The 23,999-nt window shown below is 70.1% G+C and carries 18 protein-coding genes; 13 read left to right on the top strand and 5 right to left on the bottom strand.

The window, feature by feature from the left end:
* Positions 1-44 precede the first annotated feature (44 nt).
* Positions 45-2,075: a PQQ-dependent sugar dehydrogenase gene (locus tag ACW4TU_RS06740; protein WP_457425598.1), complete on the top strand. Its 2,031-nt coding sequence runs from the start codon at positions 45-47 to the stop codon at positions 2,073-2,075.
* Between the two features lie 48 nt (positions 2,076-2,123).
* On the opposite strand, the gene ACW4TU_RS06735 is transcribed toward ACW4TU_RS06740, so the two are convergent.
* A complete protein-coding gene (locus tag ACW4TU_RS06735; protein ID WP_457425596.1) occupies positions 2,124-3,950 on the bottom strand; it encodes an AMP-dependent synthetase/ligase in 1,827 nt (608 codons plus the stop codon).
* Positions 3,951-4,208: 258 nt separating this feature from the next.
* The gene (locus ACW4TU_RS06730) at positions 4,209-5,072 is read right to left on the bottom strand and encodes a LysR substrate-binding domain-containing protein (protein ID WP_457425594.1); all 864 of its coding nucleotides are present in this window, start codon (positions 5,070-5,072) and stop codon (positions 4,209-4,211) included.
* Between the two features lie 178 nt (positions 5,073-5,250).
* On the opposite strand from ACW4TU_RS06730, the gene ACW4TU_RS06725 reads away from it, so the two are divergent.
* Positions 5,251-6,270: a bile acid:sodium symporter family protein gene (locus ACW4TU_RS06725; protein ID WP_457429954.1), complete on the top strand. Its 1,020-nt coding sequence runs from the start codon at positions 5,251-5,253 to the stop codon at positions 6,268-6,270.
* 96 nt (positions 6,271-6,366) lie between these two features.
* Here the strand turns inward: ACW4TU_RS06725 and ACW4TU_RS06720 are convergent, their stop codons facing one another.
* Together ACW4TU_RS06720 and ACW4TU_RS06715 are read right to left on the bottom strand one after the other, a co-directional pair.
* The gene (locus ACW4TU_RS06720; RefSeq protein ID WP_457425592.1) at positions 6,367-8,259 is read right to left on the bottom strand and encodes an exo-alpha-sialidase; all 1,893 of its coding nucleotides are present in this window, start codon (positions 8,257-8,259) and stop codon (positions 6,367-6,369) included.
* A gap of 172 nt (positions 8,260-8,431) precedes the next feature.
* Positions 8,432-9,358: a quinone oxidoreductase family protein gene (locus ACW4TU_RS06715; RefSeq protein WP_457425590.1), complete on the bottom strand. Its 927-nt coding sequence runs from the start codon at positions 9,356-9,358 to the stop codon at positions 8,432-8,434.
* A gap of 100 nt (positions 9,359-9,458) precedes the next feature.
* Here ACW4TU_RS06715 and ACW4TU_RS06710 point away from each other — a divergent pair, with 100 nt between their 5' ends.
* Positions 9,459-9,890 carry a MarR family winged helix-turn-helix transcriptional regulator gene (locus ACW4TU_RS06710; protein WP_457425588.1) on the top strand — a complete coding sequence of 144 codons (432 nt, stop codon included), beginning with the start codon at positions 9,459-9,461 and terminating at the stop codon, positions 9,888-9,890.
* A gap of 112 nt (positions 9,891-10,002) precedes the next feature.
* Here the strand turns inward: ACW4TU_RS06710 and fdhD are convergent, their stop codons facing one another.
* Positions 10,003-10,896: a formate dehydrogenase accessory sulfurtransferase FdhD gene (gene fdhD / locus ACW4TU_RS06705; RefSeq protein WP_457425586.1), complete on the bottom strand. Its 894-nt coding sequence runs from the start codon at positions 10,894-10,896 to the stop codon at positions 10,003-10,005.
* A gap of 339 nt (positions 10,897-11,235) precedes the next feature.
* Between fdhD and ACW4TU_RS06700 the strand changes: the two genes are divergently transcribed.
* From ACW4TU_RS06700 to ACW4TU_RS06655, 10 genes are all read left to right on the top strand, one after another.
* On the top strand, positions 11,236-12,570 hold the full coding sequence (locus ACW4TU_RS06700; RefSeq protein WP_457425584.1) for an OFA family MFS transporter: 1,335 nt from the start codon (positions 11,236-11,238) through the stop codon (positions 12,568-12,570).
* Positions 12,545-12,694, top strand: coding sequence for an MFS transporter small subunit (locus ACW4TU_RS06695; RefSeq protein WP_457425582.1), 150 nt, complete (start codon positions 12,545-12,547; stop codon positions 12,692-12,694). Before ACW4TU_RS06700 ends, ACW4TU_RS06695 begins: the two co-directional genes overlap by 26 nt.
* A 139-nt stretch (positions 12,695-12,833) precedes the next feature.
* Positions 12,834-13,787, top strand: a complete 954-nt coding sequence (locus tag ACW4TU_RS06690) for a beta-ketoacyl-ACP synthase III (RefSeq protein ID WP_457425580.1) — start codon at positions 12,834-12,836, stop codon at positions 13,785-13,787.
* Positions 13,788-13,984: 197 nt separating this feature from the next.
* Complete coding sequence (locus ACW4TU_RS06685) at positions 13,985-15,166, top strand: ROK family transcriptional regulator (RefSeq protein WP_457425578.1); 1,182 nt, start codon at positions 13,985-13,987, stop codon at positions 15,164-15,166.
* 130 nt (positions 15,167-15,296) lie between these two features.
* Complete coding sequence (locus ACW4TU_RS06680; RefSeq protein WP_457425576.1) at positions 15,297-16,871, top strand: sugar ABC transporter ATP-binding protein; 1,575 nt, start codon at positions 15,297-15,299, stop codon at positions 16,869-16,871.
* Positions 16,868-17,887 (top strand): ABC transporter permease, encoded by a 1,020-nt coding sequence (locus ACW4TU_RS06675; RefSeq protein ID WP_457425574.1) that lies wholly within the window; start codon positions 16,868-16,870, stop codon positions 17,885-17,887. Before ACW4TU_RS06680 ends, ACW4TU_RS06675 begins: the two co-directional genes overlap by 4 nt.
* Positions 17,888-17,904: 17 nt before the next feature.
* The gene (locus ACW4TU_RS06670; RefSeq protein ID WP_457425572.1) at positions 17,905-18,954 is read left to right on the top strand and encodes a substrate-binding domain-containing protein; all 1,050 of its coding nucleotides are present in this window, start codon (positions 17,905-17,907) and stop codon (positions 18,952-18,954) included.
* 150 nt (positions 18,955-19,104) lie between these two features.
* Complete coding sequence (locus ACW4TU_RS06665; protein WP_457425570.1) at positions 19,105-20,355, top strand: Gfo/Idh/MocA family protein; 1,251 nt, start codon at positions 19,105-19,107, stop codon at positions 20,353-20,355.
* A gap of 15 nt (positions 20,356-20,370) precedes the next feature.
* Positions 20,371-21,375 carry a sugar phosphate isomerase/epimerase family protein gene (locus ACW4TU_RS06660; RefSeq protein ID WP_457425568.1) on the top strand — a complete coding sequence of 335 codons (1,005 nt, stop codon included), beginning with the start codon at positions 20,371-20,373 and terminating at the stop codon, positions 21,373-21,375.
* Positions 21,376-21,481: 106 nt separating this feature from the next.
* Positions 21,482-23,995, top strand: a complete 2,514-nt coding sequence (locus ACW4TU_RS06655; RefSeq protein WP_457425566.1) for a PQQ-dependent sugar dehydrogenase — start codon at positions 21,482-21,484, stop codon at positions 23,993-23,995.
* Positions 23,996-23,999: the final 4 nt, after the last annotated feature.

Here is a 23,999-nt window from a genome sequence, read left to right as displayed (position 1 = left end):
CCCGCGACCACCCCTGCGGTAGTACACGGGTTGAGAGGACAGCGATGAAACTCAAGCGAACACTGCCGTGGGGGCTGTCACTCGCCCTCGCCGTCCCGCTCGGCGGCCTGGCCGGCTCCGCCGCCCGGGCCGCCACCGACTACCAGGCCGAGGACGCCACCGTCGTCCAGGGCGAGGTGGCCACCGACCACACCGGCTACACGGGCACCGGCTTCGTCAACTACGCCAACGTGACCGGCTCGTATGTGGAGTTCGAGGTGAGCGCCGGTTCCGCCGGAACCTCCTCGGTCGTCCTCCGGTACGCCAACGGCACCGCCGCCGACCGCCCGATGGACATCGCCGTCGATGGAACCGTGGTGGCCTCCGGTGTCTCCTTCCCGGCCACCGCCGACTGGAACACCTGGGGCACCAAGACGGTCAACGTCCCGCTGACCGCGGGCTCCAACAAGATCCGCGTGACCGCCACCACCGCGGGCGGCGGCCCCAACCTCGACCGCATCAGCGTCGCGGCGGCGGCCGACACCCAGGCCCCGACCCGCCCCGGTCAACCGAGCTGCCCGGACATCGGCGAGAACGGTCTCACCCTCGCCTGGGGTGCCTCGACCGACAACGCGGCCGTGACGGCGTACGACCTCTACGAGCACGGCAACAAGATCGGTGAGGCGTCCGGGAGTTCGACCTCGAAGGTGCTGACCGGTCTGACGCCCGCCACCACCTACAACCTGACCGTCATCGCCCGTGACGCGGCCGGCAACACCTCCGCCGCCAGCCCCGTCGTCGACTGCACCACCAAACCGAGCTCCGACACCACCGCGCCCACCAAGCCCGGCACCCTCTCCGCCGCCAACGTCACGGCGAACACTGCCGAGTTGAGCTGGGGCGCCGCGACGGACAACCGGGCGGTCGTCGCGTACGACGTGCGCAGCGGCACCACCGTCTACAAGTCCGTCACCAACGGCACCGCGACCACCCTCACCGGCCTCGCCTGTGACAGCCCGTACACGCTGAACGTCGTCGCGCGCGACGCGGCCGGCAATGTCTCCGAGCAGAGCAACACGGTCGCCCTCACCACCAAGGCCTGTGCCACCGACGGCGGCGTCCCCTCCTCCGTCGCCACGCTGTCCACGGGCTGGACGATCCCGTGGGGCACGTACTGGATGCCCGACGGCCAGAGCGCGCTGATCACCGAGCGGGACGACTTCGGGGTCTGGAAACTCGCCAAGGACGGGACTCGCACCCACGTCGGCACCGTCCCCGAGGCCGTCACCACCAACGGTGAGGGCGGACTGCTCGGCGTCGCCGTCGACCCCAAGTGGGCGACCAACCACTACGTCTACTTCATGCACACCGCGTCCGAGGGCAACCGGGTCGTCCGCATGACGTACGACGGCACGAAGCTGAGCGACTACAAGGTCCTGCTCCAGGGCATCAAGAAGAACCGCTACCACAACGGCGGCCGTCTCGCCTTCGGCCCCGACGGCTATCTGTACGTCTCCACCGGCGAGGCGCAGACGCCCGACCTCGCGCAGGACAAGACCTCCCTCAACGGCAAGATCCTTCGTATGACGGCCGACGGGAAGGCGGCCCCCGGCAACCCGTTCGGCAACTACGTCTACAGTCTCGGCCACCGCAACCCACAGGGCCTCGCCTTCGACCGCAACGGCCGTTTGTGGGAAGCGGAGTTCGGCAACAGCTCCAAGGACGAGCTGAACCTCATCAAGCCGGGCGCCAACTACGGCTGGCCCACCTGCGAGGGCACCTGCAGTGTCTCCGGGATGACCAACCCCAAGGCCACCTGGAACGTCGCCGACGCCTCGCCCAGCGGCATCGCCATCGTCCGCAACGTCGTCTACATGGCGTCCCTGCGCGGTGAGCGGTTGTGGCGCGTCCCCATCAACGGCGACAACGAGAGCGTGGGCACGCCGACCGCGTACTACGTCGGGACCTATGGCCGGCTGCGCACGGTGACCAAGGTGCCGGGCGCCGACCAGCTGTGGCTGTCCACCACCAACAGCGACAACAACGGAGGCGAGCCGGACGGAGCCGACAAGATCTTCCGCGTGAACATCGGTTAGGCCCGGTGAGGCGCCGGGCCCGGTGAGAGGAGCCGTGCCCGGTGGGGGTCAGGCCTTGTACAGGGCCTCGACCTCCTTCACGTACGCGTCCTCGATCGCCTTGCGCTTCAGCTTCAGGGACGGGGTCAGCAGACCGTGTTCCTCGGTGAACGGCTGGGCCAGGATGCGGAACGTACGGATCGACTCGGGCTTGGAGACCAGGGTGTTCGCGGCGACCACCGCACGCCGTACCTCCTTCTCCAGGTCCGGGTCGCGGACCAGTTCCGTCGAGGTCAGCTGCGGTTTGCCGCGCATCGTGAGCCAGTGCTCGACCGCTTCCCGGTCCAGGGTGATCAGGGCCGCGATGTACGGACGGTCGTTGCCGACCACGATGCACTGGGCGACCAGGGGATGGTCCCGGACGCGTTCCTCCAGGCCACCCGGGGAGACGCTCTTGCCGCCCGAGGTCACCAGGATCTCCTTCTTGCGGCCGGTGATCGTGAGGAAGCCGTCCTCGTCGAGGGAGCCCAGGTCGCCGGTGGCCAGCCAGCCGTCGTGCAGGGTCGCGTCCGTCGCCTTCTGGTTGTTCAGATAGCCCTGGAAGACGTTGTCACCGCGCAGCCAGATCTCGCCGTCGTCCGCGATGTGGACGGTCGTGCCCGGGATGGCCTGGCCGACCGTGCCGTACCGGGTGCGCTCGGGCGGGTTGGCGGTGGCCGCCGCCGTCGTCTCCGTCAGGCCGTAACCCTCGTAGATGTGGACGCCCGCGCCCGCGAAGAACAGGCCGAGCCGCCGGTCCATCCCCGAACCGCCCGTCATGGCGTGCCGTACGCGCCCGCCCATCGCGGCCCGGATCTTGGAGTACACGAGCTTCTCGAAGAGCTGGTGCTGCATCCGCAGGGCCGCCGACGGGCCGGGTCCCAGGTCCCAGGCCTTCTCCTCCACCGCCTCCGCGTACCGCACCGCGACCTCGACGGCCTTCTCGAAGGGCCCGTCCCTGCCCTCCCGCTCGGCCTTGCGGCGGGCCGCGTTGAAGACCTTCTCGAAGATGTACGGCACACCGAGGAAGAACGTCGGCCTGAACGTGGCGAGGTCGGGCAGCAGGGCCGCCGCGTTCAGCTGCGGCTGGTGGCCGAAACGCACCCCGCCGCGGATCGCGGCCACCTGCACCATCCGGCCGAAGACATGGGCGAGGGGGAGGAAGAGGAGGGTCGCCGCCTCGTCGCCCTTCCTGGAGTGGAACACCGGTTCCCAGCGCTCGATGACGGTGTCAGCCTCGAACATGAAGTTCGCGTGGGTGATGACACAGCCCTTGGGACGGCCCGTGGTGCCCGACGTGTAGATGATCGTCGCGGTCGACTCGGGCGTGACCGCGAGCCGGTGGCGGTGCACCACGTCGTCGTCGAGGTGCGCGCCGGACTCGTACAGCTCCTGCACTACACCGACGTCGAGCTGCCACAGGCGGCGCAGCTCGGGCAGCCGGTCGATGACCGTGGCGATGGTCATCGCGTGGTCCTCGTGCTCGACCATCGCCGCCGTCACCTCGGCGTCGTACAGCATCCAGAAGACCTGCTCGGCCGAGGACGTCGGATAGACGGGCACCACCTGCGCGCCGATCGTCCACAGCGCGTAGTCGAAGAGCGTCCACTCGTAGCGCGTACGGGACATGATCGCGACCCGGTCGCCGAACCTGATGCCCTGCGAGAGCAGGCCCTTGGCGAGGGCGAGGACCTCGTCGCGGAACTCGCCCGCGTTCACGTCCCGCCACCGGCCGGCGTCGTCCTTGCGGCCGAGCGAGACATGGAGGGGGTCTTCCTGGGCACGTTCGAACACCACGTCGGCCAGTCCGCCCACGGGCGGTGCCAACGCCAACGCAGGGTTGGTGTATTCGCGCAAACCCGCTCCTAGTGACGCCTTGCACAGCGCCGTGAAAGCTACCCCACGCCTTCACATCGCGGGAGGGGTTCCAAGCCGAGCGGTGTTCAGCTTCCGTGTCGTCCCGGGGCGGAAAATACGTCTGTATGGGTAGGGGACGGACAGAACCTCCTCCGTCGGAGGAGATCCCGGTTCGGTAATCTCCACGGAATCCGACCGACCCGCTCACCGCCCGTGCCAGCCCTCTTGGGGCGGTCTTTAAGGTTCCGGAGGCGGTCGTCAACGTCGGTGCAGCCGGTCCCCGCTCGTCAGGATCGCCGCCGCCAGCGCGTCCGCCGCGCTCTGGGCCGACGTACGGCGGTGGCCGTGGACCAGGACGAAGTCGACCCGGCCCAGCTCCGGCAGCCCCGCGCGGTCGGGTACGCGGACCAGGCCGGGCGGGATCATCCCGCGCGAGTGGGCCATCACGCCGAGGCCCGCCCGGGCCGCCGCGATCAGGCCGTTGAGGCTGCCGCTGGTGCACACGACGCGCCACGCGCGGCCCTGCCGCTCCAGGGCCTCCATGGCGAGGGCGCGGGTGATGCCCGGCGGCGGGTACACGATCAGCGGCACCGGGCGGTCGGGGTCGAGCCGGAGCCGCTCCGCGCCGATCCACACCAGCTCGTCGTGCCAGACCGGCTCGCCGCGCGGATCCTCGGGGCGCCGCTTGGCCAGGACGAGGTCCAGTTTCCCGGCGGCCAGCTGCTCGTGCAGGGTGCCCGACAGCTCGACCGTCAGTTCCAGATCGACCTCGGGATGGTCGTACCGGAAGGCCTCCAGGATCTCCGGCAGCCTGGTCAGCACGAAGTCCTCCGACGCGCCGAACCGCAGCCGGCCGCGCAGCCGTGTGCCCGTGAAGAAGGCCGTCGCCTGCTCGTGCACCTCCAGGATGCGGCGGGCGAAACCGAGCATCACCTCGCCGTCCTCGGTCAGCTCCACGGAGTGGGTGTCCCGGGAGAACAGCTGCCGGCCGGCCGCGTCCTCCAGGCGCCGCACATGCTGACTGACCGTCGACTGCCGCAGCCCGAGCCGACGGGCGGCCTGCGTGAAGCTGAGCGTCTGGGCCACGGTCAGAAAGGTCCGCAGCTGGGAGGAGTCGTACACCCCTCCACGCTATCCCGTTATCGAGAAACGTGATGACAGTCAGAGCGGTGTACGGGATTCCCGATCACGGACCCGAGGAGGACGATGGAGAAGGCACGACCGTCCCCGCACCCGACGCCCCTGTCGTCCCAGTTCCGAGTAGTGGAGCACCGTGAAACGCCTGAAGTGGCCGAGCTGGATGCCGATCGACCCCTACATCCTCCTGCTGCTCGCAATGGTGGGCCTCGCGGCGCTCCTCCCGGCGCGCGGGACGGGCGCCGACGTCGCCTCGGGCGCCTCCACGGCAGCCATCGCCTTCCTCTTCTTCCTCTACGGCGCCCGCCTCTCCACCCGCGAGGCGCTGGCAGGGCTGAAACACTGGCGGCTGCACGCCACGGTCCTCGCCTGCACGTTCGTCGTCTTCCCGCTGCTCGGCCTGGCCGCCCGCGGACTCGAACCGGTGTTCCTGACCCACGACCTCTACACCGGCCTGCTCTTCCTCACCCTCGTCCCGTCCACCATCCAGTCGTCGATAGCCTTCACCTCGATGGCCCGGGGCAACGTGCCCGCCGCGATCTGTGCGGGCTCCTTCTCCTCCCTCGTCGGCATCGTCGTCACCCCGCTGCTCGCGGCCACCCTGCTCGGCAGCACCGGCGGCGGCTTCTCCCTCGACTCGCTCCTGGAGATCGTGCTCCAGCTGCTGGTGCCGTTCCTCGCCGGGCAGGTGCTCCGGCGCTGGATCGGAGGCTTCGTCACCCGGCACAAGAAGGCGCTGGGGCTGGTCGACCGCGGCTCGATCCTCCTCGTCGTCTACACCGCGTTCGGCGAGGGCATGGCCGAGGGCATCTGGCACCAGGTCAGCCCTGCCCGGCTCGGCGGACTCCTGGTCGTGGAGGCCGTACTGCTCGCGCTGATGCTGGCCCTCACCTGGTACGGGGGCAAGGCGCTCGGCTTCGACCGCGAGGACCGGATCACGGTCCAGTTCGCCGGTTCGAAGAAGTCCCTGGCGGCCGGACTGCCCATGGCGAGCGTCCTGTTCGGCGCCCAGGCCTCGCTGGCCGTGCTGCCGCTGATGCTCTTCCACCAGATGCAGCTGATGGTGTGCGCGGTGATCGCCAAGCGCCGCTCGCAGGACCCGGAGGCAGACCCGGGCGTCACCGGGCGGGCCACGGCCGTACCGTCCCGCATCACGGCCGCTACGGCGGCGCGGCGCCGCTGAACCGCGGACCAGGGACGCCGGGTGCGCACCGCGCCCCGGAAGGGGCGCGCGGAACCGCGCGACCGGCCCCCACCGGGCCTGCGGCCGACGCACTGTCTAGCGGCTCGAGTTCACCTGATCCATGGGCAGCCACAAAACCGTGCTGCTCGTGGCCGTGGCCGCGTCGGCGGTGGCCGACACGGAAGCCGCGGACAGTTCGGACGTGCCCAACGCCCGGTCCCAGACCCGGACATCGTCGATCGCGCCGCTGAACTGCTGCAGACTGTCCACCCGTTGTCCGACGTGCACCCCGAACACCGAGTTGCGGCTGACGGATCCGGTCACGTCCGCCACGCTGACCGCCGTACCGTCGACGAAGAGCGTGAACTGGCCGCCGCCACGGCGCAGGGCCGCGAAGTGCCACTGGCCGTCGTTGTAGGTGCCCACGGAGGTCGCGGACGCGGTCCGGACGGCCGACGCGCCGTCCCGGACGGTCATCAGGCCCCGTACCCGGTTGGTCGCGGGCTCGGCGCGGAGCCAGACCTGCGGCTGGGTGGAGCCGACCCCGCCCATCCACAGCAGCGGCCGGTCACCGGTCGTCGCCGTGGTGCGGAACCAGAGGGCCACGGTGAAGTCCTTGGTGCCGAGCGGCAGCCGGTCGCTGTACGGGAGGCGCACGGCGTCGTCCACGCCGTCGAACTCCAGCGCGCCGCCACCGAACACCCCGGTGGTCGCCGTGGCGCCACCCAGGACGGCGGCCGGGCGGGCCTGCGGGGCCAGGTCACGGGTGGTCGGGTCGGGGCCGCGCGCCGGTGCCAGCCAGTCCTCGGTGAAGCGGGCGAAGCGGATCTCGTCACGTGCGTCCACGGTGCCGCCCTCGTACATCAGGCCCACCGTCTCGCTGTCGATCTTCACCAGGTCGGAGTAGCCCGACCAGTCCCGGGTGACGACCGTGCCCCGGTCCACGCTGTCCCAGGTGCGTCCGCCGTCGTACGAGGAGCGGATCATCATCGTCCGGCGCCGGTCGGGATCGCCCGGGCAGGCCAGCAGCACCCGGGCGCCGAAGCCCACGGTGGAGCACTGGACCTGGGGTGCGTAGAGATCCGGGAGGGCGCGGAAGGGGGTGAGGAAGCTGCTGCCGCCGTCCGCGCTGAAAGCCTGGGTGCGGTGGCCGAGATCGGTACCGTCCTGCTCCCGGCCGCTGACCAGGATCACTCCGTCCGAGCGCTCCGTGAGCGTCACCTCGGACGGTTTCTGCCGGAAGGTGCCGTCCGCCGCGATCGGCCAGGTGTCGGTGGCGCCGACCTTCCAGTGGTCCCCGCCGTCGTCGCTGATGATCAGCGCGGCGTGGTTGGCGCTGATCCGACTGCCGTCCCACGACTCGGTGTTGACACCGAAGACAAGCCGGCCCGCGTACTCGCCCCGGGTGAGCTGGATGCCGTGGACGGGGCCCGTCGCATACCAGGAGTTCCACTCGGGCGGCATGATCTCGGCGCTCAGGTCGCGCGGCTCGGACCAGGTCAGCCCGTCGTCGTCGCTGTACCGCAGATGGGGGGTGCGGTCGCACGGCACCGGGCAGTTGCCGCCGCCCCGGCCCGTGTTCCAGCTCTCCGCGAGGAGGATGCGGCCGGTCTCCCGGTCCACGATCGGCGCCGGGTTGCCGTGGGTGTCGGCCCCGCCGTCGTCGACGACCTGGACCGGGCCCCAGGTGCGCCCGTCGTCCGTCGACCGCTTGACGACGATATCGATGTCACCGGCGTCCCCGCAGTTGTCCTTCCGTCCCTCGGAGAAGGCCAGCAGCGTGCCCTTCAGGGTCCGGACGATCGCGGGGATCCGGTAGCAGGCGTAACCGGGGTCCTGGGAGGCCCGGAAGAGCACCTGCTGCTCGAACGTGGCTGCCTTGGTGGCCTGTTCGGCGCCTGCGGGGCCGGGCATCGCGAGCAGCAGAGCGGCCGTGGTGAACACGGCCGTGAGGGTGGATCTGAATCGTGCGCGAAGACTTGACGGCATGTACGGCCCTGCCCTTCAACGTCTGGACTTCATGCGTCTGGACTTCCAGGTTCGTGACTTCAGAGGTCTGGACATCTGAACAATCGGGCATCCGAAAATCTGGACATCCTACGTCCAACGTGCGCGCATCAGACGGTAGTTGGATGCTCAGCCGCCCCACAAGAACCGTGTGTCAGGGGATCAGGACAACCTTGCCGAGGTTGGTCCGGGACTCGATGACCCGGTGTGCGCCGGCCGCGTCCGCCAGTGCGAACTCCCCGTGCACCACCGGTCGTACGGCTCCTTCGGTGAACAGCCGCCACAGCTCGCGACGCCACCGCTCGTACAACTCCGGCCGCTCGCGAGCTATTCGGCGCAGCTGGAACCCGATGACGGTCGTGGCGCCCACCAGCAGGTCGTACGCCTGGATCGTGCCGCCGCCCGAGCTGTACGCGACGAGCCGCCCGCCGGGGGCGAGGGTGGCCAGTGCCGGGCTGAGCAGCGCACCCCCGACCGCGTCCAGGACGTAGTCCACGGACGCGAACCCGCCGTGCGGGCCCATCCGGTCGTACGGGACGACCTCGTCGGCTCCCAGAGAGCGAACGAAGTCGGCCTTGGCCGGGTCGGAGACGGCGCCGACGACCCGGGACGCGCCGCGTGTCCGTGCGAGCTGCACCGCGAGATGCCCGACGCCGCTCGCCGCCCCTGTGATCAGCGCTGTTTCACCCGGCGCGGGGCGGGCGGCGGACAGCGCGCCGAGAGCGACCAGCCCGCTGCGGACGAGCGCGACCGCGTCGACCGGCGAGGCGCCCTCGGGCACGGGTGAGGCCATCGCCTCCAGGAGGACCGCGAAGTCGGCGTAACCGTGGCCGAAACAGAGCCCGGTCACCCGGTCGCCTGGTCGGAGGCCGGACGCTCCGGCGCCCACCGACACGACCTCTCCGGCGATCTCGCCACCCAGCGGGACCGGTTCGGCGGCCTCGGTCACCTTGCGGACGACGGGGAGGGTGACGCCGATCGCCTCGCAGCGCACGAGGAGTTCACCGGGCCCGGGCGCGGGCACGGCGGCCTCTTCCAGGAACAGGGGACCACCTGTGTGCCCGTACCGAACACGGCGCATCCGCACCTCTTAACCTCACACCTCTGGGAAACCGTTGGGAGCCCCAACGATAAACGTATAACCATTGGGAGGTCCAATGATTATTGGTTAGTCTTTCCGCATGTCTGTCGAACTTCGTTCCATACGCGTCCTCCCCAGCTGGATCCTGGGGAGGGCCGCCGACCGCGGGCGGGCGCTGGTCGCCGCCGCGCTGGCCGACGAGGGGCTGAAGATGTGGCATCACGTGGTGCTCTCCGCCGTCGCGGAGCTGGGCCCGGTCGCGCAGGCCGAACTGGTGCGCGGGGTGGGGCTCGACGCCAAGGACATGGTCGGCGTTCTCAACGACCTTCAGGACGCCTCACTGGTCGTGCGCGCACCCGATCCGCACGACCGGCGCAAGAACGCGGTGACGGTCACGGCGGACGGGCGGCGGCTGCTGGCCCGCTGCGAGCGGGCCGCGCGAAAGGCCAACGACGAGCTGCTGGCGCCGCTCACGGGCGTGGAACGCGAGCTGTTCATGGGCCTGCTCACCCGGGTTTCGGGCACGACATAGCGGCAGGCAGGCAGGCAGGCAGGCAGTCGGAGAGGTAGGGGCGGGGCCCCACCGGGCGCAGGGGGCGCTCCCCGCTGTTCGAGGCCCCGCCGCCGTGCCGCGGGGAAGCCGGTCAGCCCTGGGGGGCCGTGGCCCGCAGGGCGATACGGTCCTCGCCCGCGTACACGTTCATGTTGGCGCCCCGGAGGAACCCCACCAGGGTCAGCCCCGACTCGGCCGCCAGGTCGACGGCGAGCGACGAGGGCGCCGATACGGCCGCCAGCACCGGAATCCCGGCCATGACCGCCTTCTGTGCCAGTTCGAACGAGGCCCGGCCGGAGACCAGGAGGATCACGCGGGACAGGGGCAGGTCGCCGTTCTGCAGTGCCCGGCCGACCAGCTTGTCGACCGCGTTGTGCCGGCCCACGTCCTCCCGGATGTCGAGCAGCTCGCCCTCCTCCGTGAACAGGGCCGCCGCGTGCAGCCCCCCGGTCCGGTCGAACACCCGTTGGGACGCGCGGAGCCGGTCGGGGAGGCTCGCGAGCAGTTCGGGTGCCAACCGGAGCGGGGGAGCGTCGGGGCCGTCATCGATGGGCCAGCGGGCCGTCGTACGGACCGCGTCCAGACTCGCCTTGCCGCACAGACCGCACGAGGACGTCGTGTACACGTTCCGCTCCAGCGTGATGTCGGGCAGCACCACGTCCGGAGCCGTCCGCACGTCCACCACGTTGTACGTGTTCGAGCCTCCCCCACTCTCGGCTTCGCTCGAGCGGGAGGTGCCCCCACCCGTGGCACCCGCGCAGTACACGATGTTCTGCAGGTCGCGCCGCTCGGCCAGCACGCCCTCGCTCACCAGGAAGCCGGCGGCGAGGGCGAAGTCGTCGCCCGGTGTCCGCATGGTGATGGCGATCGGCTTGCCGTTCAGCCGGATCTCCATGGGTTCCTCGGCGACGAGCGTGTCCGGACGGGTGGAGATCGCCCCGTCCCGGATCCGGATCACCCTGCGTCGTTCCGTGACTCGTCCCATGTCGTGATCAGCCCCGGTTCTGTACGTGCTGGTAGTGACCTTCTCGTTCTCATTGTCCTGCACGCACGAGGTGACACCGCGGTCCACGGAGCTCTGTTGCCGCAAGGGAACGGGTTGACGACATATTGTCTACAGTATGTAAGGTCAGGCGGCAACGGATGCGGCGCTGAGGGGAACGTGGTGGCCGCGGCCCGGAAGCGGCGCTCCGTACGACCGGGCTGCCGTTCGTCCGGTCCGAACGACCGTTCGGCGCAGCCCGGATACCGTTCACCGCATACGGTCGGCGAGTTCGACCGGCCGCCTTCCCAACCGAGCGGCCGGTTCCTATCGTCCGGGATCATGAGTCCCCCTGTCGCACCCCCCGGCTGGAGCCGCTGGCTCGTACCTCCGGCCGCCCTCTCCGTCCACCTCTCCATCGGGCAGGCCTACGCCTGGAGCGTCTTCAAGCCGCCGCTGGAATCCGCGCTCGGCCTCAGTGGCACCCAGAGCGCGCTGCCCTTCCAGCTCGGCATCGTCATGCTCGGCCTGTCCGCCGCGTTCGGCGGCACCCTCGTCGAGCGCAACGGGCCGCGCTGGGCCATGACCGTCGCCCTGGTCTGCTTCTCCTCCGGCTTCCTGATCGCCTCGCTCGGCGCCGCCACCGAGCAGTACTGGCTGATCGTCTTCGGCTACGGTTTCGTCGGCGGCATAGGCCTCGGCATCGGCTACATCTCGCCCGTCTCCACCCTCATCAAGTGGTTCCCGGACCGGCCGGGCATGGCCACCGGCATCGCGATCATGGGCTTCGGCGGCGGCGCGCTCATCGCCTCGCCCTGGTCGGCGCAGATGCTGGAGTCGTTCGGCTCCGACAGCTCCGGGATCGCGCTCGCCTTCCTCGTGCACGGACTGACGTACGCCGTGTTCATGTCGCTCGGGGTGCTCCTGGTGCGGGTGCCGCGCAGCGAGAAGCCCGCCGCCGGCGGGGCCGACGGGCCGAGCGCCCTCACGGGCGTCCAGGTCTCCGCGCGCAGCGCCGTGCGGACCCCGCAGTTCTGGTGTCTGTGGGTCATCCTCTGCATGAACGTGACCGCGGGCATCGGCATCCTGGAGAAGGCCGCGCCTATGATCAAGGACTTCTTCGCGGACAGCTCCACCCCGGTCTCGGTGTCGGCGGCGGCCGGTTTCGTCGCGCTGCTGTCGGCGGCCAACATGGCGGGCCGGATCGGCTGGTCGTCCACCTCCGACCTGATCGGCCGCAAGAACATCTACCGCGTCTACCTGGGCGTGGGCGCGCTGATGTACGCGTCGATCGCCTGGTTCGGGGACTCCTCCAAGCCGCTGTTCATCCTGTGCGCGCTGGTGATCCTCTCCTTCTACGGCGGCGGGTTCGCCACCGTCCCCGCCTATCTGAAGGACCTCTTCGGGACCTACCAGGTCGGCGCCATCCACGGGCGGCTGCTCACCGCCTGGTCCACGGCCGGTGTCCTCGGCCCGCTGATCGTCAACTGGATCGCCGACCGGCAGGAGGAGGCCGGCAAGCACGGCTCGGCGCTCTACGGCATGTCGTTCTACATCATGATCGGACTGCTCGCCGTCGGCTTCGTCGCCAACGAACTCGTCCGCCCCGTCGACCCCCGTCACCACATCCCCGCACCGAAGGAGACCGCCGATGGCCGGCGACAGCAGTCCGTCTGAGACCTCGGGCCCGCCGCCCGACCGCCGGCCCCTGATCGCGTTCGCCTGGCTGTGGGTGGGGGCGCCGCTCTGTTACGGCGTGTACGAGCTGGTGCAGAAGGCGACACAGCTGTTCACAGGGTAGGTGTTCGGACACTCCTGACGCTGATAGAAGCCGACAACCCGGCCGCGTTAATCCTGTGGCATCGCGTGCCGTCGTACTGGTGAGTCACTGATCAGACTGGTGGATCCCGCTACCCAAAAGCAGCAAGGGGGACCCACCCATGAACGGCTCGCGCATCGCCGCCGTCGGTCACTACCAGCCCGCCAAGGTGCTCACCAACGAGGATCTGGCGGGTCTGGTCGACACCAACGACGAGTGGATCAGAAGCCGGGTGGGCATCCGTACGCGCCACATCGCCGGCCCCGAGGAGCCCGTCGACGAGCTGGCCGCGCACGCCGCCGCCAAGGCGCTCGCCGCGGCGGGCCTGGCCGCGAGCGACATCGACCTCGTCCTCGTCGCCACCTCGACCGCCGTCGACCGCTCCCCGAACATGGCCGCCCGCGTCGCGAACCGGCTCGGCATGCCCTCGCCGGCCACGATGGACCTCAACGTCGTGTGCGCCGGCTTCACCCACGCCCTGGCCACGGCTGACCACGCGGTACGGGCCGGAGGATCGGTACGGGCCCTCGTCATCGGCGCCGACAAGATGTCCGCGGTGGCGGACTGGACCGACCGCACGACCTGCGTACTCGTCGGGGACGGTGCGGGCGCGGCGGTCGTCGAAGCCTGTCCGGCGGACACGCCGGGACCCGCCGGTATCGGGCCCGTGCTGTGGGGCTCGGTGCCCGAGATGGGAAACGCGGTACGGATCGAGGGCACGCCCTCGCGGTTCGCGCAGGAGGGGCAGAGCGTCTACCGCTGGGCCACCACCCAGCTGCCGCGCATGGCCCGCCAGGCCTGCGAGCGTGCGGGCCTGGCCCCCGAGGAGCTCGCCGCCGTCGTCCTGCACCAGGCCAACCTGCGCATCATCGAGCCGCTGGCGGCGAAGATCGGCGCGGTGAACGCCGTCGTGGCACGCGATGTCATCGAGTCCGGCAACACCTCGGCCGCCAGCATCCCGCTCGCCTTCTCGAAGCTGGTCGAGCGCGGCGAGATCTCCACCGGCGACCCGGTCCTGCTGTTCGGCTTCGGCGGCAACCTCTCGTACGCGGGACAGGTCGTCCGCTGCCCCTGAGCCGAACGGGTGGGCCGATCCGCGGCCCATCCCGATTCCTTCTTTGTCCTCTCAGTGGAAGAAGTGGACGGCAATCTGTGCCCAACTTCTTCCCAGCCCCGGCGGTCACTGCTACGTTCCACTCGAAAGCCCGGCGAAGTGGCCGGAAAAAGTGGCTGGTTGGTGCCTGACTAGGCGGGGAGGGGCTTGTGAGACGTATGACCGCTCGACCCGCGAACGCCCACCAGGCCCGGCTGCTGCGCCTGTTGCGTGACGGCGGGCCCAACTCCCGGGCCCAGCTGGGGGATCAGATCGACCTGTCACGGTCCAAGCTGGCCGTGGAGGTGGACCGGCTCCTGGAGACGGGCCTGGTCGTGGCCGACGGACTCGCCGCCTCGCGCGGCGGTCGCCGCTCCCACAACATCCGGCTCGCCCCCGCCCTGCGCTTCCTCGGCGTCGACATCGGCGCGACCTCGATCGACATCGCGGTCACCAACGCCGAACTGGAAGTGCTGGGACACCTCAACCAGCCCATGGACGTACGCGAGGGCCCGGTCGCGGTCTTCGAGCAAGTCCTCGCCATGGCGGCCAAGTTGAGAGCATCCGGGCTCGCGGAGGGGTTCGACGGTGCCGGCATCGGCGTCCCGGGCCCGGTCCGCTTCCCCGAGGGCGTACCGGTCGCCCCGCCGATCATGCCCGGCTGGGACGGCTTCCCCGTACGGGAGGCGCTCAGCCAGGAACTGGGCTGCCCGGTGATGGTCGACAACGACGTGAACCTGATGGCCATGGGGGAGCAGCACGCGGGCGTCGCCCGTTCCGTGGGCGACTTCCTCTGCGTCAAGATCGGCACCGGAATCGGCTGCGGCATCGTCGTCGGCGGTGAGGTCCACCGAGGGGTGACGGGCAGCGCCGGCGACATCGGGCACATCCAGGCGGTGCCCGACGGGCGCCCCTGCGCCTGCGGCAACCGGGGTTGCCTGGAAGCCCACTTCAGCGGCGCCGCTCTCGCCCGCGACGCCAAAGAGGCGGCCCAGCAGGGGCGTTCGGCCGAACTCGCGGCCCGGTGGGAGGCGAACGGCGCCCTCAGCGCCGTCGACGTGGCCGCCGCCGCTGCCGCCGGGGACGCCACCTCGCTCGACCTGATCCGCGAGGGCGGCAACCGCACCGGCCAGGTCATCGCCGGTCTCGTCAGCTTCTTCAACCCCGGCCTGGTCGTGATCGGCGGCGGGGTGACCGGCCTCGGCCACACCCTCCTCGCCGCGATCAGAACCCAGGTCTACCGCCAGTCGCTGCCCCTGGCGACCGGCAACCTGCCCATCGTGCTGGGGGAGTTGGGCCCCACCGCCGGAGTCATCGGCGCGGCCCGCCTCATCAGCGACCACCTGTTCTCACCCGCGTAGGCCGAATCCGAACCCGCGTCACCCGACGCACACCATCACAGCACAGCGCCCTGCTCTGCCCTGCGCAAACGCCTGCCCAGCAAGCGATCCACCCTGCAACCGGCCCGCACGCCCGCCAAGGGGAACCGTCATGGCACCAGAACCACCGCTGCTCAGCATGTCCGGCATCACCAAGTCGTTCCCCGGCGTCCGGGCCCTCGACGGCGTCGACCTCGACGTCCAGGCCGGTGAAGTGCACTGTCTGCTCGGCCAGAACGGGGCCGGAAAGTCCACCCTCATCAAGGTCCTCGCCGGCGCCCACCAGCCCGACGACGGCACGATCAACTGGCGCGGCGAGCCGGTCACCCTGCGCTCGCCCATCGCCGCCATGCGCCTCGGCATCGCCACCATCTACCAGGAACTCGACCTGGTGGAGGGCCTGTCGGTGGCCGAGAACGTCCACCTCGGCCATGAACCCACGGCCGCCGGATTCGTCGTACGGGGAAAGGCCGCCAAAGCATCGACTGCCGCGCTGCTCAAACGACTCGGTCACCCGGAGGTCGATCCCGGCCGCCTGGTCGGGGAGTTGTCGGCGGCGCAACGGCAGATCGTGTCGATGGCGCGGGCGCTCTCCCACGACGTACGGCTGATCGTCATGGACGAGCCGTCCGCCGCGCTCGACCCGGAGGAGGTCGACAACCTCTTCCGGATCGTCGGCGACCTGACCGCCGAAGGGGTCGCCGTCGTCTACATCTCGCACCGCCTGGAGGAGATCCGCCGCATCGGCGACCGCGTGACCGTGCTCAAGGACGGCCGGGCGGTGGCCGGCGGCCTCCCCGCCAAGTCCACACCGACCCGCGAGGTCGTCGCCCTGATGACCGGCCGCAACGTCGAGTACGTCTTCCCGGAGCGCCCGGCGACACCGGGGGACGCGGGCGTCGCACCGGTCCTCGAAGTACAAGGGCTGGCCAGGGAAGGCGAGTTCGAGCCCGTCGACCTCACCGTGCGACCCGGCGAGATCGTCGGCCTTGCCGGACTGGTCGGGTCGGGGCGTTCGGAGATCCTGGAGACGATCTACGGCGCCCGCAAACCGACAGCCGGTCACGTTCTCGTCGACGGGAGGGCGTTGAGGCCCGGCAGCGTACGGGCCGCTGTGCGCGCCGGACTCGGGCTCGCCCCCGAGGAACGCAAGGCGCAGGCCCTGCTGATGCTGGAGTCCGTCACCCGCAATGTGTCGGTCTCCTCCATGTCCCGCTTCGCACGCGGCGGTTGGATCGACCGGGGCGCCGAACTGGGCGCCGCCCGCGCCGCCACCCGCGAGCTGTCGCTGCGGCCCGACAATCCCTCCGTGCCCGTCCGTACCCTCTCCGGCGGAAACCAGCAGAAGGCGGTCCTCGCCCGCTGGCTGTTGCGCGGCTGCCGCGTCCTGCTCCTCGACGAGCCCACCCGGGGCGTCGACGTCGGCGCCCGCGCCGAGCTGTACGCGGTGATCCGCCGCCTCGCCGACCAGGGCCTCGCCGTCCTGCTGGTCTCCAGCGAAGTACCCGAGGTGCTCGGCCTCGCCGACCGCGTCCTGGTCCTGCGCGAGGGCCGGGTCGTCCACACGGCACCCGCCCACGAACTCGACGAACACCGCGTGCTCGACCTCGTCATGGAAGGAGCCCCTGTGGCCAGCTCAAGCTCTGCGGCCAGCCCCGCGGCCGGTGAAAGGGGCCCCGCATCATGACGCAGCCCGTGTCCCCGCCGCGCACCAGCACCGACAAGGTCCCGTCGACCGGCCAACTCCCGTCCTGGCGAACCATGGTGGCCCGCGCCGACCTCCGCACCCTCTCCCTCCTCGGCGTGCTCGCCGCACTGATCGTCGTCGGCGGGATCACCAAGCCCGACGAGTTCCTCGACACCCGCAATCTCCAGCTCGTCCTCACCCAGGGCTCGGTGATCGGCGTCGTCACCGTCGGGATGACCTTCGTCATCATGTCGGGCGGCATCGACCTGTCGGTCGGCGCGATCGTGGCCCTCTCCTCGGTGTGGGCGACCACCGTCGCCACCCAGGAGTACGGCTTCGCGGGCATCCTCTTCACCGCGGTGCTCGTCGGACTGGGCTGCGGACTGGTCAACGGGCTGCTCATCGCGTACGGCGGGATGGTCCCGTTCATCGCCACGCTCGCCATGCTGGCCTCGGCGCGCGGACTCGCCCTCCAGATCACGGACGGTTCCACGCAGATCGTCACGATCGGCAGCGTCCTCGACCTCGGCGAGCGCGACGCGTACATCCTCGGTATCCCGCCACTGGTGCTGGTCTTCGCGGTTGTGACGATCATCGGCTGGTTGATCCTGAACCGCACCACCTTCGGCCGCCGCACGGTCGCCGTGGGCGGCAACGCGGAGGCGGCCCGCCTGGCCGGCATCGACGTACGCCGCCAGCGCCTCTACCTCTACCTCCTGTCCGGACTGTGCTGCGGGATCGCCGCCTTCCTGCTGATCATCCTGTCCGGCTCGGGCCAGAACACCAACGGAAACCTGTACGAGCTGGACGCCATCGCCGCCGCGATCATCGGCGGAACCCTGCTCAGCGGGGGTCGCGGCACCATCGTCGGCTCCGTGCTGGGCGTCCTGATCTTCACCACGATCACCAACATCTTCGCCCTGAACAACCTGCAGAGCGATGTGCAGCAGATCGCCAAGGGCGCGATCATCGTCGCCGCCGTGCTCGTCCAGCGCCGTACCGCAAGCACGACCTGAGGGAAGGGTTCACCGCCATGCCAGAGCCGACGCCTTTCACAAGCCGCAGAGGACTGCTCTTCGGAACCGCCGCCGTCGGGGCAGGAGTCCTGCTTGCCGGTTGCACGAGCAACGAGCCTGACGGTGAGCCCGCCGCGAACGACGATCAGCCGGCCGCCGCCGACACCCCCGGCAAGGCCGTCACCATCGGCTTCGCCGGACCGCAGGCCGACCACGGCTGGCTCAACGCGATCAACGACAACGCCAAGAGCCGGGCGAAGAAGTACTCCGACGTGACGCTGGAGATCACCGAGGGCTCGAACGACACCGCCGCGCAGATCGGCCAGATCGAGACGCTGATCAACAAGAAGGTCGACGTGCTGGTGATCCTGCCCGCCGACGGCAAGGCCCTCACTCAGGTCGGCCTGAAGGCGATGCGCGCCGGCATCCCCGTCGTCAACCTGGACCGGGTCTTCAACACCCCGCAGGCGTACCGCTGTTGGATAGGCGGCGACAACTACGGCATGGGCCTCAACGCCGGTCACTACATCGGCGAGCAGCTCAAGGACGTGGACGACGCCAAGGTCATCGAACTCGCAGGCCTCGACAACCTGGAACTGACCAAGCAGCGCACCCAGGGCTTCGACGACGCCCTGAAGAACTACCCGAACATCAAGAAGGTCGCCCGCCAGGCCGCGGAGTTCACGGTCGAGTCGGGCCAGGCCAAGATGGCCCAACTTCTGCAGGCTCAGCGGAAGTTCAACGCCCTGTGGAACCACGACGACGATCAGGGCGTGGGTGCGCTGCGGGCGATCGAACAGGCCGGCCGCGACGACTTCCTGATGGTCGGCGGCGCGGGCGCCCTCTCCGCCTTCCAGGCCATCAAGCAGGACAACGGTGTCCTGAAGGCGACGGTGCTCTATCCGCCCACGATGGCCGCGTCGGCGATCGACCTGGCCCGCGCGCTGGGCCAGGGCAAGGGGGTCGGCGGCCTCTCCGAGTTCGAGATCCCGTCCTCCCTGACGCTCTACTCGGCGGTCGTCGACAAGGACAACGTCGACCAGTACATGCCGACCGGCTTCAAGTAGAGGGACCTGGGCCAGGGGCCCGCGGGGCGAAGTTTCAGGCGTGCGGTTCTGCCGCGCCCTTCAGGGGCGCGGGGAACCGCACGACCAGCCACAACGCACCCGCAGACAACACGCTCCCCGCAGCGCCACCACCACGAGGAGGACAACCGCATGGGACAGCCGCAGGCAGACGCCGCCGAGACCGGCAAGCCGGTCCTGGGCGTCGGCATGGTCGGATACGCGTTCATGGGCGCAGCCCACTCCCAGGGCTGGCGCACCGTGGGCCACGTCTTCGACCTGCCCCGGCGCCCGGCCCTCGCCGCGATCTGCGGCCGGGACGCCGGTGCCGTCCGAGCGGCAGCGGACCGCCACGGCTGGGCGGCGGCCGAGACCGACTGGCGTGCCCTGATCGAACGGGACGACGTCGACCTCGTCGACATCTGCACCCCCGGCGACAGCCACGCCGAGATCGCCCTCGCCGCCCTCGCCGCGGGCAAACACGTACTGTGCGAGAAACCCCTCGCGAACACCGTCGAAGAAGCCATGGCGATGACGGCGGCGGCCGAAGAGGCGGCGCGGCACGGCCAGTTGGCCATGGTCGGCTTCAACTACCGTCGGCTGCCCGCCACCGCGCTGGCCCGTTCCATGGTCGCCGAGGGCAGGCTCGGCAGCCTGCGGCACGTACGGGTGACGTATCTTCAGGACTGGCTGGTGGACCCGGAGTTCCCGCTCACCTGGCGGCTGCGCAAGGAGACGGCAGGGTCGGGCGCGCTCGGCGACCTGGGTGCCCACATCGTCGACCTCGCCCAGTACCTCGTGGGAGAGCCCCTCGCCGGAGTCTCCGCCCTCACCGAAACCTTCGTACGGGAACGCCCGTTGCCCGGCGGCCCGACCAGCGGCCTGACCGCCACCGCGACCGCCGGCGCCGGCCAGGTCACCGTGGACGACGCCGCCGTCTTCACCGGCCGCTTCGCCTCGGGCGCCCTCGCGTCCTTCGAGGCCACCCGGTACGCGACCGGCCGCAAGAACGCCCTGCGTATCGAACTCAACGGTGAACGCGGCTCGTTGGCCTTCGACCTGGAACGCCTCAACGAGCTCGCCTACCACGACGGCACCGAACCCGGCACCCACGCGGGCTTCCGCCGCATCCTCGTCACCGAACCCGACCACCCCTACCTGGACGCCTGGTGGCCGCCGGGTCACGGCCTCGGCTACGAGCACTCCTTCGTCCACCAGGCCCGCGATCTCGTCCTCGCGATAGCCGAGGGCAGTCGGCCCCGGCCGTCCTTCGCGGAGGGACTCCAGGTGCAACGCGTCCTGGCGGCGGTGGAGGAGAGCGCGGAGAAGAACTCCGTCTACACACCCATAGCGGGCTCACCCGCATCGGTCCCGCCCGTATCGACTTCACCCCTGTCGGACTGAGGAGGCTCGACGAGAATGCCGCGCGACTTCACACTCTTCACCGGCCAGTGGGCCGACCTGCCTCTCGAAGAGGTCTGCCGCCTCGCCCGTGACTTCGGCTACGACGGACTCGAACTCGCCTGCTGGGGCGACCACTTCGAGGTCGACAAGGCCCTCGCGGACCCCGCCTATCTGGCGGGTCGCCACCAACTCCTCGACAAGTACGGCCTCAAGTGCTGGGCGATCTCCAACCACCTGGTCGGCCAGGCCGTCTGCGACGCCATCATCGACGAACGGCACCAGGCGATCCTGCCCACCCGAATCTGGGGCGACGGCGACGCGGAGGGCGTACGGCAGCGTGCGGCGGCCGAGATCGCCGACACCGCGCGGGCCGCCGCAGCCTTCGGAGTCGACACGGTCATCGGCTTCACCGGCTCCGCGATCTGGCACCTGGTCGCGATGTTCCCGCCCGCCCCCGAGTCGATGATCGACCGCGGCTACCAGGACTTCGCCGACCGCTGGAACCCGATCCTCGACGTCTTCGACGCCCAGGGCGTGCGGTTCGCACACGAGGTCCACCCGAGCGAGATCGCCTACGACTACTGGACAACCCAGCGCGCTCTGGAGGCGGTTGACCACCGGCCCGCCTTCGGTCTGAACTTCGACCCCTCGCACTTCGTGTGGCAGGACCTCGACCCGGTCGGCTTCCTGTGGGACTTCCGCGACCGGATCTACCACGTCGACTGCAAGGAGGCCCGCAAACGGCTCGACGGCCGCAACGGCCGCCTCGGCTCGCATCTGCCCTGGGGCGACCCGCGGCGCGGCTGGGACTTCGTGTCGGCCGGCCATGGCGACGTCCCCTGGGAGGACGTCTTCCGCATGCTGCGCTCCATCGACTACCGGGGGCCCATCTCCGTGGAGTGGGAGGACGCCGGCATGGACCGGCTCCAGGGCGCCCCCGAGGCACTGACCCGCCTCAAGGTGTACGACTTCGACCCGCCGTCGGCCTCGTTCGACGCGGCGTTCGGCAGCAACGACTGAGCCGCTCCTGAAGGTTCCACCGAGCTGCTTCTGACTGTTCCGGGGTGACGGCGCACCCCGGCGTATCGCACCCGCATGTACCACGAGCTCCATTCTGGAGGCATTCGTGCACGCGAAAGACGGCCCCACCCGCACCGGAAGAATCGCGAGTCGCAGACGACACCCCCAAGTCCGCAGAACGCTCGCCCTGATCACGGGCGCGCTGCTCGCGGGAGCGTCACTGACCCTGGTCGCACCCCAGGCCGGCGCAGCCGTCGCCGACCCGGCGGCTGCCCCCGCCGCGGCTGCCGCCGAGGACTTCCAGCAGGTCACCCTGGCCAAGGGCGAACCGGAGGTCGGCGAGCCCATGTCACTCGCCGTCCTCCCGGACCGCTCGGTCCTGCACACCTCGCGCGACGGCGAACTCCGCATCACCGACGCCGCCGGAAACACCCGGCTCGCCGGCAAGCTCGACGTCTACTCCCACGACGAAGAGGGCCTCCAAGGCATCGGCGTGGACCCCCGGTTCAGCACCAACCGCTTCATCTACCTCTACTACGCACCCCCGTTGAACACCCCGGCGGGCGACGCCCCCGAGACGGGCACAGCGGCCGACTTCGCGCCCTTCGACGGCGTCAACCGGCTCTCCCGCTTCGTCCTCAACGCCGACGGCACCCTGAACAAGGCCAGCGAGACGAAGGTCCTCGACGTCCCGGCCTCACGCGGCTTGTGCTGCCATGTCGGCGGCGACATCGACTTCGACGCGGCGGGCAACCTGTACCTGTCGACGGGCGACGACACCAACCCCTTCCAGTCCGACGGGTTCACGCCCATCGACGAGCGCGCGAACCGCAACCCGGCCTTCGACGCCCAGCGTTCGGCCGGCAACACCAACGACCTGCGCGGCAAGATCCTGCGCGTCAAGGTCGAGGCCGACGGTTCGTACACCGTCCCGGCCGGCAACCTGTTCACGCCCGGCACGGACAGGACACGCCCCGAGATCTACGCGATGGGCTTCCGCAACCCGTTCCGCTTCAGCGTCGACAAAGCGACCGGCATTCTCTACATCGGCGAGTACGGTCCCGACGCGGGCGCGGCCGACCCGGCCCGAGGCCCCGCGGGCCAGGTCGAGTTCGCCCGTGTCACCGGCCCCGGCAACTTCGGCTGGCCCTACTGCACCGGCGCCAACGACCCTTACGTGGACTACGACTTCGCGACCGGCACATCAGGTGCGGCCTTCGACTGCGCCGCCCCGAAGAACAACTCGCCCCACAACACCGGCCTGACCGACCTTCCCCCGGCCCAGGCCGCCTGGATCCCCTACAACGGCGCGTCCGTACCGGAGTTCGGCGACGGCTCCGAGTCACCCATGGGCGGCCCGGTCTACCACTACGACGCCTCGCTCGACTCCCCGGTCAAGTTCCCGGAGGCCTACGACGGCGACTTCTTCGCCGGCGAGTTCGGCCGCCGCTGGATCAAGCGGATCACCAGCGACGGCGACGGGACCGTCCAGTCCGTCAACGACATTCCGTGGACCGGCACCCAGGTGATGGACATGGCCTTCGGGCCGGACGGCGCACTGTACGTCCTCGACTACGGCATCTCGTGGTTCGGCGGCGACGAGCACTCCGCCCTGTACCGCATCGAGAACGCCACCGACGGCCACTCCCCGGTCGCGCAGGCCGCCGCCGACGTCACCTCCGGCCAGGCCCCGCTGAAGGTGAGGTTCTCCTCCGCCGGCACCACCGACCAGGACGGCGACGCCCTCACGTACAGCTGGGACTTCGGCGACGGCGGTACGTCGACCGCCGCGAACCCCTCCCACAAGTACAGGAAGAACGGGACGTACACGGCGACGGTGACCGCCAAGGACACCACCGGCCGCACCGGCGGCGCGAGCGTCCAGGTCGTGGTCGGCAACACCGCACCCAAGGTGGTCCTCCAACTCCCGCAGGACGGGCAGCTGTTCGCGTTCGGCGACGCGATCCCGTTCAAGGTGAAGGTCACCGACCGTGAGGACGGCCGGACCATCGACTGCACCAAGGTCCAGGTCACCTTCATCCTCGGCCACGACAGCCACGGCCACCCGCAGACCTCGGCGAACGGCTGCTCCGGCATCATCCAGACCAGCGCCGACGGCGGCCACGACCCGGACGCCAACATCTTCGGGGTCTTCGACGCCCAGTACACCGACCTCGGAGGCGGCGGCCAGGCACCCCTGACCACCCACGACCAGAACGTCGTCCAGCCTATCCACCGCCAGGCCGAGCACTTCAACAACTCCTCTGGCACAGCGGTGAGTTCACGGGAGGCGGCGAACGGCGGCAAGGCGGTCGGCGACATCGACAACGGCGACTGGATCGCCTTCACGCCGTACGTCCTGAGCAACGCCAGGTCGCTCACGGCACGCGTCGCCTCGGCCGGCCCGGGCGGCAGGCTGGAGATCCGCGGGGGTTCCGCGTCCGGCAAGGTGCTGGGCCGTGCCACCGTACCGGCGACCGGCGGCTGGGACACCTACCAGGACGTCACCGCCACCCTGTCCCATGCGCCCAAGGGCACGACCGCGCTCTATCTGGTCTTCAAGGGAGCCGTGAGCGGCGACCTGTTCGAGGTGGACGACTTCGCCTTCACCACGGGCTGAGGGG

Source organism: Streptomyces kryoterrae, from assembly GCF_054072135.1.
This window is presented reverse-complemented; position numbering and strand designations above follow the sequence as displayed.